This window comes from Aquimarina rhabdastrellae, from assembly GCA_947387485.1.
Taxonomy (GTDB): domain Bacteria; phylum Bacteroidota; class Bacteroidia; order Flavobacteriales; family Flavobacteriaceae; genus Aquimarina.
Genome location: CANDNT010000001.1, coordinates 223,931 through 239,206 on the forward strand (window position 1 = coordinate 223,931; position 15,276 = coordinate 239,206).

The following is a 15,276-nucleotide window of genomic DNA, read 5'->3' on the forward strand; positions in this document are numbered from 1 at the left end:
AGTACCATACTCTATGGGGTTTAATATATTATTTTGCTTGCTGATATTGATATGGATTATTATTTTTCCTCCAAGTAAGTGTTGTACTATCTCTTAGCGTCATTTTCATATCTGGGCTTGAGGTATAATATGGATTGCCTTTGTCATATCCTATAGACGAAAATTTAATTTTACCGCTTTTCATAATATCAATTTTTGAATAGCCAAAGAATGTAGCTGTTCCAGGACTTCCTGCATTTCCTGCAATAATTTGATAGGTACCCTTATCATCTGGTTGCATACGTTGGTAATCATGTAAATGAGCTGATAACATAGCTGATACCTTATTCTTTTGTAAAGCCGGCCATAAAACTGGCCCTTCTGGTAATCCTATATGTCCCGTTTCTGGTTTACCACTCACATAATATGGTTTGTGGCTTAATACAAAAATGTGATCTATTTTAGGATTTTTTCTATATGTCTCTAATTGCTTAATAATCCAATCTGTAGGTATCTGCCCTTCTATTCCATATGGATATTCTTTTGTAGGAGCATTATAGGTATCTGTATTCATTACCACAAAACCTATGTTTTTTCGCTGAAAAGCAAATGTCATTTGATTGACAATACTATCTTTTCCTGTTATATGTAATCTATCTTTAGGCATAAAAGAATGCATATATTTCATCCATAATGCTGTTGCGCCTTTTAATGGCCATTCATCGTGATTAGGAACATTGTAATCATGGTAATATAACATTTCATGATTTCCTGGTACAGCAATCATTTCTATTCCCGATTGATCAATTGAACTGAATTTAGGGTCTTTATATAACTTCACCCAATCTCTTAATTGATTATTTAGGTTATCCAAAGTTGATTCTGCCAAAACCATATCTCCTAAAAAAATGAAGGCATCTGGTTTACGTTCCAAAATTGTAACATCATTCCATATTTTCTTTAATGCCACAAGATTCGCTGTAGAACCATTTGTTGCTGTAGTATCAAACTGCTGGTGTCTGTCTACTCTATTACATCCCATAAAAACAAAACTATAAGCTACACTATCTTTCTTTGTTTTAATTTGTGTTGTTATTACTGTCTTTGTTTCTTTTTCCTTTTTGTCTTTAGAATTACAACTAGTTATTACAATAGCTATACCTAGTACAACTATAAGTTTGAAGATTTTCATGATTTTATGATGATTAGTTTGTTATATAAATGTACACAAAATTGTTTGTAAATAGAATGCTAATTCGTTTACCCTTTTAATCACTATACATTGAAAAATAAATGTATTTTTGAGTACTACATCATTCTTTTATGAAACGTCTAAAGTACCTATTGAATCCTTATCCTTTTTATTATCAAAATAAGCTACAATTAGTCACTATCTTATTATCAATATCCCTAATCAGTTGGTTTTTTAATTATTTTTTTGAGCCTTTTGAGGTTAATTCTGCCGAACATAAAATGGATTTTTTATGGATATGCTTTTTACATGCATTTTTACCGTTTTTTATCAGTCTTGCTTTCTTTTTATTACTCTCAAAGTATGTAAAAAAAGATTATACCTGGACTTTATTAAAAGAATTGATCAGCATTTCTTTTTTATTACTTTTAATTAGTTTAGGTAGTTTTTTAATACGTGATATTATTTATGATAATCCCAATAATTGGTCCTTCAGATATTTATTTGAAGAATTTAGAAATACATTCCTTATAGGCTTTTTAATTATTCTTTTAATCTTACCTATAAATTTTGAACGTTTATTGAATAAATATAAATCAAAAGCTAAACAAATTACATTTCGCAATCTTCAAAAAACGCCATCAAATACTATTACTATTAATAATCAAACTGGGGATCAACTATTTTCTTTTAATGTTACTGATTTTGTATATGCTAAAGTTGAGAGCAACTATACCGAAATTTATATCTCTACAGCAACAAGCCTGCAAAAAAAGTTGGTTCGTATTTCATTAAAACAATTAGCATCGCTATTGGATTCTTATTCTTATATATTCCAATCGCATCGTTCATTTGTTGTTAATACCAATTATATTAAAGCTGTTTCTGGTAATGCACAAGGTTATAGTTTAGAAATGACCATTACTGATTTATATATTCCTGTTTCTCGTACTCGTATACAAGCATTTGATAATTTGTATGCTATTTAAAATCAATTGCTTTGTTTTTCGTCACATTCGTTTGTTATTCATAACATTCTACATTTTGATATAATTCACTGCTATATGTTTGCACAATAAAAAATTATTTATTTATGCAAACGTCATTAAAAAACAACCGAAGATATGATATAGATTTTTGGAGAGTTGCCACCATCTTAGCAGTATATCTCCATCATATTTGTATGCCTTTTAATGGTGATACCTTTCATATTATGAATAGCACTTCGAGTGCTTTATTAAATCATCTCATGGTCTTTTTTGAACAACTACGATTACCTTTATTATTCTTAATTTCAGGTGTAGGAACTGTATATGCATTTGGGAAACGAAATTGGTGGCAATTTATCATCGAACGTACTAAAAGACTTTATATTCCACTTTTATTTGGTGTGCTCTTTATTGTACCTCTTCAGGTATATTATGAAAATATCACATCATATACATCATTTTGGAGTGCTTATCCTAAGATTGTTCTTCAATTTAAAGTGAATCATCTATGGTTTATCGAACATTTATTTATTATTTCGATTATATTAATTCCGTTAATATTACTACTAAAGTCAAAATGGTTTTCAATTTATATTCAAAAACTTCATCGTTTTTTTGATTCTCCTCTAGGTATTTTTTCTTTAGTCATCCCTTTGTCTATTATTTACCTAATTAGTAAATCCTATTATCCTGAAGATTCAAAAAGTATTAGTAATCTTTCGGTTACATTGTTCTTTCTATATTTTTATATTGTTGGAATAGTTTTTACGCTATGTAATGTTTTTTGGGATATCATAAAAAAATACCGTCATTTTAATGGATATATAAGTATGGTAGTATTTATCATTTTCTATACTTATTATTTTATCCCTAGGGAATGGATTTCTCCATACTTATCTATCGAAACTAGATGGCAAATCTGGTATTTATGTTGTTGTCTTGTTAGTTGGAGTTTTATTATAACCTTATTAGGATATGGTCAAGTTTGGTTCAATCAAAGTTCAGCTATTTTAAACAAGGCTAATGAAGCTATTTACCCTTTTTATATCTTACATCAAACAATCATTATCGCTGTAGGTTTTTATATTATACAAACATCTTTTTCTATTTTTATAAAAATACTACTCATGATATTAATATCATTTCCTATTTGTATCATACTGTACAGATACTTAATCTATCCTTTTTCATGGATTCGTTTTTTATTTGGAATGAAAAAAAAAGTAGAAGATAAAAACCTTCTACTTTAATTTCTTATACAATTATTGTACCTACATATATTTAATTAAAATTAATGTATCTCATTTTTAAATAAAGCTAATTGTTTATCAAAAGATTGTTTTAAATCCTCCTCCTGAATTCCGCTTTCATCTGAAAAATTTGTAAAAAACTGAGGTAAAGAAAAACTAGCAGCTATTTTTGCTCCTAAATGAGGAAAAGACATTTTTGCTGTTTCTAAGACAGTTTGTCCTCCTCTAGCTCCAGGCGAAGTTGCCATTAAAAACATAGGTTTACCTTTCCAAACTTCTTTTTCAATTCTTGATAACCAATCAAATGTATTTTTAAACCCAACACTATATGATCCATTATGTTCTGCTAGTGATACTACAAAACCATCTGCTTCTTTAAAAATTTGATTAAGTTGTAATGCTAGTTCAGGAACACCTTCTTCGTTCTCTCTATCAATACTATACAATGGTAATTCATATTCTTTTAAATCAATCGATAGAACCTCTACATCAACTAGTTGCTGCGCTGTGTAGAGTGCTAACTTTTTATTAATAGATTCTTTACTGTTACTTCCTCCTAATGCTATAATTTTTTTCATTTTATATAATCTCCTTTTAGTTTTAGTATTAATGTTTTAAGTTGTATTGCTTCTTCTTCGGTTAAATTACCTTGTATTGGTTCATGTAATGCTTCAACAGCTTTATCTAACTCTTCTAGTAATAAAAGTCCTTTGTTCGAAATTACTATATCCATTTTTCTACGATCAATGCTACTTGGTTTTCTTTCAACTAACTCCTTAGATAAAAGTTTATCTACTATTCGTGTTATATTACTTGATCGCTGAATCATACGCTCTAGAATCTGATTCACAGTAAGAGGTTTACCTTTTGCTCCTCTTAAAATTCTAAGTACATTAAATTGTGGTTCGTATATCCCAAATGGTTTTAATTGTTTTGAAACTGCATCGGTTAATGAATGTCCGGTTCTAATGATTTCTATTACTGCTTCAAAATATGCTTTATCCTTCATAACACTTACTTACATTATTTGTACCTACAAATATATTAATTTATCTCTATACTTATATTAAACCTTTCTTAATTTTTTAAGTCTTATCTTTAAGATAACCAAGCTATTGACTTATGAAAAAAAATATTCTTTATCTTTTTGCTATATTCAACTGTTTAATCTCTTGTGGAAGCGATGATACTACTGAAAATCCCTCAACAAATGATATTCCTATAGAATCTTCAAAACCAAATATTGTTTTAATCATAGCCGATGATATGGGACTTGATCCTACTCCTAGATATAGTATCGGTAACACTAAAGCATATATGCCTAACCTACAACAAATGATGGATACTGGTATTCTATTTAATAATCTTTGGTCAAATCCAACCTGTACTCCTACTAGAGCTAGTATTATAACTGGTAAATATGGCTTTAGAACTAATGTGCTCAAAGTTGGTGACGAATTACCGCTTACAGAAACAACACTTCAAAAATATCTAGATAACCATTCTTCTGGCTATCAACATGCTGTGATAGGTAAATGGCATTTGTCCAGTAATGAGCAACATCCTAATATTATGGGGATTAATCATTATGCTGGTATCACAAGTGGTGGTGTACAATCTTATAATCAATGGGTTTTAAATACAAATGGTATTACTTCTAATGCTACGACATACACCACTACTGCATTTACAAATTTGGCAATTGATTGGGTAGCAAATCAAAATCAACCTTGGTTCTTATGGTTAGCCTATAATGCGCCTCATACTCCATTTCATCTTCCGCCTAGCGAACTCCATCACCAAGGTAATTTACCTGATGATCAAGCTAGTATTGATGCAAATCCACTTCCTTATTATTTAGCTATGCTCGAAGCTATGGATACAGAGATAGGACGCTTTATAAATTCACTCGATCAAAATGATAAAGAAAATACGGTTTTTATTTTTATTGGTGATAATGGTACTCCTAATCAAGTAGTTCAAGAATATCCAAGTCGTAGAGCCAAAGGATCTTTATATCAAGGTGGTATTAATGTACCTATGATTATATCTGGTAAAGGAGTTAATCGTTTCAATACCACAGAAAATGCTTTAATCAATACTACAGATCTTTTTGCTACTATAGCTGATATTGCTGGCACTTTAACCTCTTCTATCCATGATAGTCATAGTCTAACTTCTCTTTTTTCAAATAGCGGAATTACGATTAGAGATTATGCTTATGCCGAAAATGAATCTGATTTAGGTGAAAAAAGTTATACTATCCGTAATACTACACATAAATACATGCTTTTTGAAGATGGTTCTGAAGCTCTATACAAATTGTCTGAAAATGCTTTGGAAAATCCAAACTTGCTAAATTCTAATCAACTACCGCTATCAACCGAAGATGAAGCTGCAAAAAATGAATTACAAGCTAAACTTAATGAATTAACTCAATAATCCAATACCATTTTTTAATATGTCTAAAAACTTTCTATTTAACATAATGTAGCGCCTGAGAATCGCTTATTTAAAAATATACTTGGATATTTATCGAATATCGGCTTTTAAAATAAACACTTAACTTTCAGTTATTTATGTTTTTAGTAAATTATAAGCTCTGTATTTACCATGATGCGAAATAGAAATTACATTATTACTTAATTTATCGTCTATATAAATATGAGGTATGTTATTACTATCTTTCTTAATGGATAATCTACTTTTTGGAATGTTAAGTTTCTTTTCCAAAAAAATTAATGTATTTGAATTATCTAACTTTTGAATAGCAATTTCTTGATTAGAATTGTAGGTGTAGGTATGTATATAATCTTTAGTAATGGTAGATCGTGTGTGGTAAGTCTGTTTATTACTTACTATTTTTCCTGAAACTATATTACACTCAAATGATTTAGGATTAAATTTTGGTACTAGTTGATATATACGCTGCTCTGCTTTATATGCACTTTCTTTCATACTCCATAATTGCCAAACTGATAGAAATGGTTTTTCTGAATTTAAAACATAAGATTGTTCATGTTTAGTACATATTTTTTGAAGCCATCCTTTTCGTTTCCAATCACTTTGTGCTGACGCTAAATTTAAATCTATGATATCATTACCTATCATTTTTCGGCGATTTTCTGTTTAATCACCTCTATAGAAGCTTTTACATTGAGCATTTTCTCCATTGCATCATTATCAATTTCGATCTCAAATGCATCTTCTATATCTAAAACTATGTCAACCAAATTTGCAGAATTGATATCTAAATCTTTGATAAAATCTGTTTCGTCGTTTAAATTATTCCATTGCTCTTCATTTTCTACATAAGGTTTAATTATTGTTTTTAATTGCTCTATCATTGTTTCATTTTTCATTTCTATATTTTTTAAATAAGATGCAGGCATTTACATCTCCAAAACCAAAGCTCGCTTTGGCTATTATATCAGGTTGAACAGTTATTGTTTGAGTTGGTATTTTATCATGAGTAATCATCTTTGTTATTTCTGGATGAAGATCTTCACAGTTTAAATTTCCAAAAATATACCCCTTTTGTAATTGTAGTACAGTTGCTACACTTTCTATACTTCCAGAAGCACTCAGACAATGCCCTGTCATGCTTTTTAAAGAATTAATATACGGAAAATCTTTTCCTTTTCTATTCAGTGCTTTACACCAATTCTCAATTTCAGTAGCATCTTTGCTCGTTGCTGTTAGATGACCGTTAATAGCATCTATTTCTTTGGCATTAATATCTGCATTTGCTATAGCATTCTCTATACATCGTACAACGGCTTTTCTATTAGGAGCTGTCATACTCCCACCATTACGTTGTCCTCCACTATTCACATGACCTCCTATTATTTCGGCATAAATTTTTGCGCCTCTTTGTATAGCATGTTCATACTCTTCTACCACCAATGCTCCTGCTCCACTTCCTGGAACAAAACCTTTTGCACTGGCACTCATAGGCCTTGATGCTTCTTTGGGATTATCATTATATTTACTAGGTAATATTCGCATAGCATCAAACCCTCCCCATACATAAGGACTACCATCACTAGTACTTCCTGCCAAAATCGCTTTTGCATTCCCTATTTTTATTCGCTCATAAGCCATCATAATAGCTTCGGTTCCTGTACTACATGCAGATGAATTTGTAGTAACGATATTACCACAGCCTAATTTCCCTCCTAAAAAAGCACTTATACCACTAGCCATAGTTTGCGGAACTGTAGTGCTTCCTAAACGTCTAACTTTTCCTTCGTCAACTTTGTATATTGCTTCTCTAAATTTATCAACTCCTAAAATTCCTGTTCCAAAAATGACTCCATAATCCCAATTAACTTCTTCTGAATTTTCTGTATCAAAACCTGCATCTCTCCATGCATCTAAACCTGCAATAACTCCATATTCTAAGCCTGAAGCATTTAAATCTTTTAACTCTATTTGCTTAAAGTAATTATTTAAATAATCATTATTATAATCAGGTAAACCAGCTATTTGACATGAAAATTTTAATTGTTCTAATTCTTCAATAAATGAAATTCCGCTTTTACCATTTTGAATAGCTTGATCAAACTCTTCTAGAGTTATTCCATTGGGAGCAACTACACCTAATCCTGTAATAACAACTCTACGAGTTTTCATATCCTATATTATTTGATTAACATTCCAGCTAAAATTCCTTTGGCTACTATTTCATCTTTTTCATTATACATTTTTACTTCACATTTCAATTTATGAAATCTGTAATACATCTTTTTTGCTTTTACTTTCACTTGTTCTTTGGGATAAACAGGTTTAATAAACTCAATGTCCGTACTCGTCATTACTATTCTTAATGCCGTAGTATCTTCTGCCATAAGATAGATTCCAAAACAAACAAGACCTATCTGAGCCATACATTCGGTAAGAATCACACCTGGCGTTATTGGATTGTTCTTAAAATGACTTTTATAAAAATATTCTGTTTCTTTAAATCGATAGTTTCCTTCTATCTTATCTAGACTTAGATGTGTAAGCTCATCTACAAAACAAAAATCATCACCATATGGCAATTGTGCAATAATTTCTTCACTAGTCATATCTCTTTTTACCATTGTAACAAAATACGTTGAGCAGAAAATCCTGGACCAAAACTAAGCATCAACCCTAATGTACCTTCTTCTTGAGTTTCTTTCATAAACTCTTCTAATACATATAATACTGTCGCGCTACTCATGTTTCCATATTCTCTAAGAATCATCTTAGTGTGATCTATATTTTTACCTAGTGAGCCAAATAGTGATTCTACAGTTTGTACAATTTTTTTCCCTCCAGGATGAAAAATCAGATGTTGTACATTTTCTATTTTTTTTCCGTATTTATCCAAAAAGGGATGTATAATTTCTGGAAAATGTAAAGCTATAGTTTCAGGTACGCTAGGATCCAAGATCATTTGCAATCCTGTATTTGTTAATTTAAATCCCATCATCTGTGTAGCACCATAAAAATGATACATTGCATCACCTAAAATCTTAGGTCCTTTTGCATCTTCTTCAGAGGACATTAATACACAAGCCGCTCCATCTCCAAAAATAGCTGCACTTACAATATTAGTCATACTATAATCATCTAGTTGAAAAGTTGCTGTAGGTGCTTCTACAGCTATTACTGCTGCTCTTTTACCTGGATTAGCTGCTAAAAAATTATGCGCATATATCATTCCTGACACTCCTGCTGCACATCCCATTTCTGTAACAGGTAATCGTATAATATCTTGTTTTAATTCTAATTCGTTAATGAGGTAGGCATCTAAAGAAGGAATCATGATTCCTGTACAACTTACCGTAATGATATAATCAATAGAGTTAGCTTTCCAATTCGCTTTGTCTAATGCTTTTTCAAGCGAAGCTTTTCCTAACTTTTTAATTTCTCTTATATAAATATCGTTTTTTTCTTCAAAAGATGTTGCTGTAAACACTTCTTCTATACTCATTATTCCGTAACGTTTTTCTACAGCAGCATTCTGAAAAATCTTTAAAACCTTTCGCCTAAATCTATCTTCTTGTCCATCTAACCACATTGAAACAAAAGGAAGTATCTCTTCTGTTGCTCTCATATATGGCGGTAATTCTTTCGATACAGCTGTAATCTTTACACTCAAAATAAGTTTATTTTTGTTACTTCTTTATAAGCCATTGATATCTAAAGGCCCATTTCCATTTAATATCATGTTTATATTCTTTAAAAGCTATTGACCATGCTTTTAATTCTTTTCTTTTAAACCCTTTCAATATCGAAATCAATCCATCATTTTTTGCCATAGGATTTCTCAAAAAGAAAAAGCATACAACTATAAATAAATAGTATGCTAATGCACTACGATGTAAATCATTAATGACTATACCAATAGCGCTTTGTTGAATTCCATTAGTTAAGATTTTTTTTATTTCGGTATTCGTAAAATGATGCAATGTCAATGTGCATAACAAAATATCATAAGTTCTATTAATATACGGTTCTTCAAAAATATTTTCACAATAGAAGGTAATATTCGTATAATTCTTTGATAATAAATTTGCCTGATCTATAGTAAATTGATTTGCGTCTACACCTATTAATTCAAAATCATAACCTTGTTGAATTGCATAATCAGCCAACATTCTCAACATATCTCCATTACCACAACCTATATCAATTATCTTATATTTCTTATCTTTTGATTTATGCTTTAATAAATCAATTACCCCATTTATAGTTATTTTATTACCACCCAACCACTTATTAATCTTAGCAATGTCTCTTAATGTTTTTTCTAAAACAACTCCCTCAAGATGAAAATCATCCATCCATTCTTCTTCATTACTACGATATTTAGTATTTATGATCATACTAATGGTCTACCATGTGTTTTACTAATTACTAAAGGGGTTAACCAAGGAAAAACTTTTGCTATACCATAAGTAATGTTCTGCAAAATAGGGTTTAATAATATTCCCTGAAGCACTCTTCCTGTCTTTAATCTTAGTCCGAATTGTTTTTTCCATGCTTTGGCATACATTAGTTCTAATTCGTCTCTACTTTTTTCCATTCCGTGATAATACTTAGAAATCAGTTTAGAAACAATTTGCCCACTTTGTATAGCCATTGCCATTCCATTACCACATAAAGGATGTATTAATCCAGCAGCATCACCACACATAAAGATATGATTTACAACTGGTTTTTTATATTCAAAATTGATCTGACTTATTGTAATTGGTTTTTCAAAAGTCATTGTTGCATTTTCAAAAAACTGTTTTAGGTTAGGATTTTTATACATTACCTCTTCTTGAAACTTTTCTATATTTTTAAAACGCTTAAAGCTATCGTAGTTAACCATATAACATACGTTTACTTTTTCATCTTCAACTTTAGAAATTCCACAATACCCGCCTTTAAAATTATGCAATGCTACGGTATCTTCTTGTATTCTAGCTTTATAATGTGCTTTTACAGCTAACCATGGTGATTTTTTATTGCTAAATCCTCTTTTTAATGTACGATCAAGTCCAGAACGTTTTCCATAAGCTCCTATAACGAAATCGCTTGTAAACGTACCATGTGTTCCTGTGGTTATCCCAAATGTATCTTCTTCATAAAATACATCAGTTACTTGATCTATAATTAATTTAACGCCTAAACGTTTGGCTTCTTCCCATAAGAAATTATCTAATGAATGCCTACTGACTCCAAATCCTCCTAACGGTAATTCACTCTTAACTAAATTTCCAGAAGAAGTACTTATTTGAAAATTAGTAATATTAATAGGTTTTAGATCACAAATATTAAGATTTAACTGTTTTAGATAAGGTAATACTTCGTTTGAAATATATTCACCACAAACCTTATGTTTAGGATACTCTTCTTTTTCTATTAAAGTGACCTCTATACCTTGCTGAATTAAATCTATAGCACTAGTAAGGCCTGCAAGACCACCTCCAATAATTACTATGTAGGAATGTTTTTTCATATTAATAACGCCCCTTCAGCTTTATACTTGTGCCTATATAAAACTAAAATCTCGATTATGGTCGAGATTTTAATAGATACTTTACATCGAATGTATATTATTTTTCATCTTTTCTAGGTACACGCATAAGTAATACTACTCCTACAATAAAGAATACTACTAGGAATAATACCGCATTACGCATACTTCCTGTAACAAGATCAACAGTTGCATAGATTCCCATACCAATAATAATTCCAATTTTTTCTGCAACATCATAAAAGCTAAAATATGACGTGGTATCTTCTGTCTTAGGTAATAACTTTGCATATGTCGATCTAGACAAGGCTTGAATTCCACCCATTACTAATCCAACTACTCCAGCAGTTGCATAAAACTGAATAGGTTCTGTTATAAAATATGCATATACACATAGCACTATCCATATTATATTAATTCCTATTAACGTAACGATATTTCCATATTTGTTAGAACATCTTGATGTTAAAATTGCTCCTCCTACGGCTACAAGTTGAATTATTAATATACTCACAATTAGTCCCATAGTTTTTTCTCCAGAGCCACCCCAATTTACTTCTTGTTCTCCAAAATAAGTCGCCACTAACATTACCGTTTGTACTGCCATGCTGTAAACAAAAAAAGCTACAAGGTATTTTTTTAGCCTTTCATTTTCTCCCATTGCAGTCCATACACCCTTCAATTCTCTAAAACCTTTAAAGAATACGTCTTTTGTCAATTTATGCCCTGTATTTCCTTTAGGTAAATAATAGTAAGCATATTGACTAAATACGATCCACCATACTCCCACCATAAGAAAAGAGATTTTCATTGCTTGAATTTGAGGAGCTCCTTCTTCTGCCCCCATTACCATAGCTAAATTCACTATCAATAGAATCACACTTCCTATATATCCTAATGAATATCCTTTGGCACTTACTTTGTCTTGTTGTTCTGGATATGCTATATCTGGTAAATAGGAATTATAAAACACTATACTTCCCCAAAAACCAACCAAAGCAAAAATATAGCAAAGTAAACTAAAATAGATTGTTTCTTTACTAAACCAATACAATCCTATGCAAGACAAGGCTCCTAGATAATTAAAAAATTTCATAAAGAATTTCTTATTACCTAAATAATCTGCAATACCTGAAAGGATAGGCGAACTAAGTGCTACAATAATAAATCCTATTGCTGTAGTATAATTAATTAAAGGTGTACTACGAATGAATTTTCCGAAAATAGCTATTTCTTCACCTTTATCGAATAATGCTCCATAAAAAATGGGAAATACCGCAGAAACAATAGTTAAACTATATACTGAGTTTGCCCAATCATAAGATGCCCATGCATTTAATAATTTTTTATGGCCTTTAGGTAGTCTTTGCATAATATTAAAAAATTAGAAGCGCTACTTTGTATCAAGCAGCGCTTCTAATTTAACTATTATCTTTAATACTAAAAGGATTTTACAATTATTTAAAACTTGTAACTCCAAATTTTTTAGCTTCAGCTTTTGCTTCTGGAGCCCAAGCTGTCAAATTATTGATACGTGTATCATTTGATGGGTGCGTACTCATGAATTCTGGTGGTGCTTGTCCTCCACTATTAGCTTTCATACGTTTCCATAATTCTGCTGCTTCATCTGGGTTATATCCAGCAATAGCCATTAATTGTAATCCTATACGATCAGCTTCAGTTTCATGACTTCTACTGAATGGCAACATTACTCCAAATTGACTTCCTAAACCAAAAGCAGTACCTATAATTTGCTGTGTTTGCTCATTTTTTCCACTAACAGCAATTGCTGTAACCGCACCAGTTACTTGCTGAATTTGTCCTGCACTCATACGCTGCTGTCCATGATTTGCCAATGCATGTGCTACTTCATGCCCCATAATAGCTGCCACTCCTCTCTCTCCATTGGCAATAGGTAAGATTCCAGTATAAAATACAATTTTACCACCTGGCATACACCATGCATTCACAGTTTTATCATCTACAAGATTGTATTCCCATTTATAATCTTTTAAATATCCCTGATATCCATTAGCATTTAACCAGCGTTCTGCTGCTTTGGCTATTTTTTGCCCAACTTTTGTAATCATTTGAGCATCTTTTGTTCCCTTTATTACTTTATTTTCTCCTAAAAACTGATCATATTGTTGAAAAGCTGAAGGAAATATCTGCGTATTAGGTACTAATGCCAAGGTCTTTTTACCTGTAAAAGGATTTGTTGCACATGACAAAAAAAGTCCGACAACTCCTAACATTACCACTATTTTTTTTGTTTTCATAAAAGATGATTGTTTAATATCTGTTACACTTATACTTTTTTGTTTCTATCGCTACAATGCTTCTTATAAAAATACAAAATATGCATTATATTTTAATCATTCTTTATTTAGATTCTATAATGAATCCTCGATTAACTTCTTATTTATGCGATAAAAAACATTATCAGCTGATTATGCTAAATAAAAAAACCTCTTGAATTCTTTTATCAAGAGGTTTTAATTTTTATGTTTAGAGAGTAATTATCCTAATACTTCTGCTACTTTTTTACCAATCTCAGCTGGAGAATCAACTACGTGAATTCCACACTCGCGCATAATAGCTTTTTTAGCCGCAGCAGTATCTTCACTACCACCTACTATTGCACCTGCATGTCCCATTGTACGTCCTGCTGGAGCAGTTTCTCCTGCTATGAAACCTACAACTGGTTTAGTTGTTCCACTTTCTTTAATCCACTTAGCTGCATCTGCTTCTAATTGACCACCGATTTCACCAATCATCACAACACATTCAGTTTCTGGATCATTGATTAATAATTCAACAGCTTCTTTTGTAGTAGTTCCGATAATTGGATCTCCACCAATACCAATAGCCGTAGTAATACCTAATCCTTGTTTTACAACTTGATCTGCTGCTTCATAAGTTAATGTACCAGATTTTGAAACGATACCTACTTTACCTTGCTTAAATACAAAACCAGGCATAATCCCTACTTTTGCTTCACCTGGAGTAATAACTCCTGGGCAGTTAGGACCGATAAGACGACAATCTTTATCTTTAATAAAATCTGAAGCCTTAATCATATCTGCTACAGGAATTCCTTCAGTAATAGTAATAATTACTTTAATTCCTGCATCAGCTGCTTCCATAATAGCGTCTGCTGCAAATGCTGGTGGTACAAAAATAATTGTAGTATCAGCTCCTACTTTTTCTACAGCTTCTTTAACTGTATTAAAAACAGGTTTATCAAGGTGTGTTTGTCCACCTTTACCTGGAGTAACTCCTCCTACGATGTTTGTTCCGTACTCAATCATTTGTCCAGCGTGGAAAGTTCCTTCACTTCCAGTGAAACCTTGAACAATTATTTTTGAATCTTTATTTACTAAAACACTCATTGCGTTATGATTTATTTTTTGGATGTTTCAAAAGTAAGCTTTTGAACATTATAGTTAAAATGAATTTCCAATTATTTTAAAAGAAAAGATTTTAGAGTTTCTAAAGTGTTATCTGCCTGCTGACTGATTTGATATCCTTTGTATAACTTTTGATCTTTTAATTCCCATATAGTAACAAAATGTGCTAACACATCTTCTTGTTCTGGTTGTTCTATAGGTCTAGCAAAATAGGTATATCTTACAGTTACGGTATCATTCTCTTCTAACAAATGACTAATTTCTGCTCTTAATGATATAAAAGATGTAGACATTTCTTCAAAAAGGGATACTAATCCTTTATAATCTCTTTGATTAAATCCAAAACTGCTATTCCAATCTAAAGTAACCTCTGGATGTAAATACGTCGTAAATACCGATTCCTCTTTAAGTAGATCTTTTTCGTAAAATGATTTTACTATTTCTTTAGCACTCATTA

17 protein-coding genes are annotated in these 15,276 nt (G+C 31.1%); 3 read left to right on the plus strand and 14 right to left on the minus strand.

Going from position 1 to position 15,276, the window contains the following annotated elements; all coding sequences use genetic code 11:
* Positions 1–28: 28 nt before the first annotated feature.
* Complete coding sequence (locus tag ACYEKI_RS00995) at positions 29–1,171, minus strand: metallophosphoesterase family protein (RefSeq protein WP_459209280.1); 1,143 nt, start codon at positions 1,169–1,171, stop codon at positions 29–31.
* Between the two features lie 131 nt (positions 1,172–1,302).
* On the opposite strand from ACYEKI_RS00995, the gene ACYEKI_RS01000 reads away from it, so the two are divergent.
* Together ACYEKI_RS01000 and ACYEKI_RS01005 are read left to right on the plus strand one after the other, a co-directional pair.
* The gene (locus ACYEKI_RS01000) at positions 1,303–2,160 is read left to right on the plus strand and encodes a LytR/AlgR family response regulator transcription factor (RefSeq protein ID WP_459209281.1); all 858 of its coding nucleotides are present in this window, start codon (positions 1,303–1,305) and stop codon (positions 2,158–2,160) included.
* Between the two features lie 104 nt (positions 2,161–2,264).
* Positions 2,265–3,410 (plus strand): acyltransferase family protein, encoded by a 1,146-nt coding sequence (locus ACYEKI_RS01005; RefSeq protein WP_459209282.1) that lies wholly within the window; start codon positions 2,265–2,267, stop codon positions 3,408–3,410.
* Between the two features lie 41 nt (positions 3,411–3,451).
* On the opposite strand, the gene ACYEKI_RS01010 is transcribed toward ACYEKI_RS01005, so the two are convergent.
* Entirely contained in the window at positions 3,452–3,988 is a 537-nt protein-coding gene (locus ACYEKI_RS01010; protein ID WP_459209283.1) for an NADPH-dependent FMN reductase, read from the minus strand.
* A complete protein-coding gene (locus tag ACYEKI_RS01015) occupies positions 3,985–4,419 on the minus strand; it encodes a MarR family winged helix-turn-helix transcriptional regulator (RefSeq protein ID WP_459209284.1) in 435 nt (144 codons plus the stop codon). Before ACYEKI_RS01015 ends, ACYEKI_RS01010 begins: the two co-directional genes overlap by 4 nt.
* A 113-nt stretch (positions 4,420–4,532) precedes the next feature.
* Between ACYEKI_RS01015 and ACYEKI_RS01020 the strand changes: the two genes are divergently transcribed.
* Entirely contained in the window at positions 4,533–5,852 is a 1,320-nt protein-coding gene (locus tag ACYEKI_RS01020) for a sulfatase-like hydrolase/transferase (protein WP_459209285.1), read from the plus strand.
* 135 nt (positions 5,853–5,987) lie between these two features.
* Here ACYEKI_RS01020 and ACYEKI_RS01025 read toward each other — a convergent pair whose 3' ends face one another.
* From ACYEKI_RS01025 to ACYEKI_RS01075, 11 genes are all read right to left on the minus strand, one after another.
* On the minus strand, positions 5,988–6,521 hold the full coding sequence (locus ACYEKI_RS01025) for a 4'-phosphopantetheinyl transferase family protein (protein ID WP_459209286.1): 534 nt from the start codon (positions 6,519–6,521) through the stop codon (positions 5,988–5,990).
* Positions 6,518–6,772, minus strand: a complete 255-nt coding sequence (locus tag ACYEKI_RS01030; protein ID WP_459209287.1) for an acyl carrier protein — start codon at positions 6,770–6,772, stop codon at positions 6,518–6,520. Before ACYEKI_RS01030 ends, ACYEKI_RS01025 begins: the two co-directional genes overlap by 4 nt.
* On the minus strand, positions 6,762–8,045 hold the full coding sequence (locus ACYEKI_RS01035; protein ID WP_459209288.1) for a beta-ketoacyl-[acyl-carrier-protein] synthase family protein: 1,284 nt from the start codon (positions 8,043–8,045) through the stop codon (positions 6,762–6,764). Before ACYEKI_RS01035 ends, ACYEKI_RS01030 begins: the two co-directional genes overlap by 11 nt.
* A gap of 8 nt (positions 8,046–8,053) precedes the next feature.
* A complete protein-coding gene (locus ACYEKI_RS01040) occupies positions 8,054–8,497 on the minus strand; it encodes a 3-hydroxyacyl-ACP dehydratase FabZ family protein (RefSeq protein ID WP_459209289.1) in 444 nt (147 codons plus the stop codon).
* Positions 8,491–9,543 (minus strand): type III polyketide synthase, encoded by a 1,053-nt coding sequence (locus tag ACYEKI_RS01045; RefSeq protein ID WP_459209290.1) that lies wholly within the window; start codon positions 9,541–9,543, stop codon positions 8,491–8,493. Before ACYEKI_RS01045 ends, ACYEKI_RS01040 begins: the two co-directional genes overlap by 7 nt.
* 16 nt (positions 9,544–9,559) lie before the next feature.
* Positions 9,560–10,270 carry a methyltransferase domain-containing protein gene (locus tag ACYEKI_RS01050; RefSeq protein WP_459209291.1) on the minus strand — a complete coding sequence of 237 codons (711 nt, stop codon included), beginning with the start codon at positions 10,268–10,270 and terminating at the stop codon, positions 9,560–9,562.
* Positions 10,267–11,391, minus strand: coding sequence for an NAD(P)/FAD-dependent oxidoreductase (locus ACYEKI_RS01055; RefSeq protein ID WP_459209292.1), 1,125 nt, complete (start codon positions 11,389–11,391; stop codon positions 10,267–10,269). Before ACYEKI_RS01055 ends, ACYEKI_RS01050 begins: the two co-directional genes overlap by 4 nt.
* Positions 11,392–11,488: 97 nt before the next feature.
* Positions 11,489–12,781 (minus strand): MFS transporter, encoded by a 1,293-nt coding sequence (locus tag ACYEKI_RS01060; RefSeq protein WP_459209293.1) that lies wholly within the window; start codon positions 12,779–12,781, stop codon positions 11,489–11,491.
* A gap of 85 nt (positions 12,782–12,866) precedes the next feature.
* Positions 12,867–13,688 (minus strand): M48 family metallopeptidase, encoded by an 822-nt coding sequence (locus ACYEKI_RS01065; protein ID WP_459209294.1) that lies wholly within the window; start codon positions 13,686–13,688, stop codon positions 12,867–12,869.
* A gap of 240 nt (positions 13,689–13,928) precedes the next feature.
* On the minus strand, positions 13,929–14,801 hold the full coding sequence (gene sucD / locus ACYEKI_RS01070) for a succinate--CoA ligase subunit alpha (protein WP_459209295.1): 873 nt from the start codon (positions 14,799–14,801) through the stop codon (positions 13,929–13,931).
* Positions 14,802–14,872: 71 nt separating this feature from the next.
* The gene (locus tag ACYEKI_RS01075) at positions 14,873–15,274 is read right to left on the minus strand and encodes a nuclear transport factor 2 family protein (protein WP_459209296.1); all 402 of its coding nucleotides are present in this window, start codon (positions 15,272–15,274) and stop codon (positions 14,873–14,875) included.
* Positions 15,275–15,276: the final 2 nt, after the last annotated feature.

What these genes read in the sequence shown, in the direction of transcription:
- ACYEKI_RS01050 (WP_459209291.1), bottom strand. Translation starts at nt 10,270, where the DNA reads ATGATCATAAATACTAAATATCGTAGTAATGAAGAAGAATGGATGGAT.
- ACYEKI_RS01035 (WP_459209288.1), bottom strand. Translation starts at nt 8,045, where the DNA reads ATGAAAACTCGTAGAGTTGTTATTACAGGATTAGGTGTAGTTGCTCCC.
- ACYEKI_RS01040 (WP_459209289.1), bottom strand. Translation starts at nt 8,497, where the DNA reads ATGGTAAAAAGAGATATGACTAGTGAAGAAATTATTGCACAATTGCCA.
- ACYEKI_RS01030 (WP_459209287.1), bottom strand. Translation starts at nt 6,772, where the DNA reads ATGAAAAATGAAACAATGATAGAGCAATTAAAAACAATAATTAAACCT.
- ACYEKI_RS01065 (WP_459209294.1), bottom strand. Translation starts at nt 13,688, where the DNA reads ATGAAAACAAAAAAAATAGTGGTAATGTTAGGAGTTGTCGGACTTTTT.
- sucD (WP_459209295.1), bottom strand. Translation starts at nt 14,801, where the DNA reads ATGAGTGTTTTAGTAAATAAAGATTCAAAAATAATTGTTCAAGGTTTC.
- ACYEKI_RS01075 (WP_459209296.1), bottom strand. Translation starts at nt 15,274, where the DNA reads ATGAGTGCTAAAGAAATAGTAAAATCATTTTACGAAAAAGATCTACTT.
- ACYEKI_RS01010 (WP_459209283.1), bottom strand. Translation starts at nt 3,988, where the DNA reads ATGAAAAAAATTATAGCATTAGGAGGAAGTAACAGTAAAGAATCTATT.
- ACYEKI_RS01000 (WP_459209281.1), top strand. Translation starts at nt 1,303, where the DNA reads ATGAAACGTCTAAAGTACCTATTGAATCCTTATCCTTTTTATTATCAA.
- ACYEKI_RS01025 (WP_459209286.1), bottom strand. Translation starts at nt 6,521, where the DNA reads ATGATAGGTAATGATATCATAGATTTAAATTTAGCGTCAGCACAAAGT.
- ACYEKI_RS01005 (WP_459209282.1), top strand. Translation starts at nt 2,265, where the DNA reads ATGCAAACGTCATTAAAAAACAACCGAAGATATGATATAGATTTTTGG.
- ACYEKI_RS00995 (WP_459209280.1), bottom strand. Translation starts at nt 1,171, where the DNA reads ATGAAAATCTTCAAACTTATAGTTGTACTAGGTATAGCTATTGTAATA.
- ACYEKI_RS01020 (WP_459209285.1), top strand. Translation starts at nt 4,533, where the DNA reads ATGAAAAAAAATATTCTTTATCTTTTTGCTATATTCAACTGTTTAATC.
- ACYEKI_RS01060 (WP_459209293.1), bottom strand. Translation starts at nt 12,781, where the DNA reads ATGCAAAGACTACCTAAAGGCCATAAAAAATTATTAAATGCATGGGCA.
- ACYEKI_RS01055 (WP_459209292.1), bottom strand. Translation starts at nt 11,391, where the DNA reads ATGAAAAAACATTCCTACATAGTAATTATTGGAGGTGGTCTTGCAGGC.
- ACYEKI_RS01015 (WP_459209284.1), bottom strand. Translation starts at nt 4,419, where the DNA reads ATGAAGGATAAAGCATATTTTGAAGCAGTAATAGAAATCATTAGAACC.